1 protein-coding gene and 1 pseudogene are annotated in these 314 nt (G+C 68.5%); both read left to right on the forward strand.

Annotated features, from left to right (window positions below):
- Positions 1-108, forward strand: a pseudogene (locus PARHAE_RS22265) (DUF2793 domain-containing protein); the annotation flags it as partial.
- 20 nt (positions 109-128) lie between these two features.
- Positions 129-314, forward strand: a 186-nt coding sequence (locus tag PARHAE_RS20875; protein ID WP_241232933.1) for a DUF6127 family protein, incomplete at its 3' end; no start/stop codon positions are given.

Genomic DNA, 314 nt, shown 5'->3' on the forward strand with positions numbered 1-314 from the left:
GTGCCGCTGACGGCAGGCGATACCGTCGAACTGCAGGGGTATTTCCGGGTCGCAGACGGCTACTTCGCCGCCGATCACACGTCCTTCTGGGGCTGCAAGATCGGCTGAGCGGCGGAAGGAGGATCCCGATGACACCACCCCGATCCGAGGGCTTCGTGCGCATGCCCGACGCCGAGTTCGAGGCGATCCTGACACGGGCGGCCGAGGAAGGCGCGAAGCGCGCGCTCGCCGATGTCGGTCTCGACGGCGACGAGGCCGCGCTTGACATCCGCGATCTGCGCTCCCTGGTGGACTGCATCCGGCTGGTACGCCGC

This window comes from Paracoccus haematequi, from assembly GCF_900631945.1.
GTDB classification, from domain to species: Bacteria; Pseudomonadota; Alphaproteobacteria; order Rhodobacterales; family Rhodobacteraceae; genus Paracoccus; species Paracoccus haematequi_A.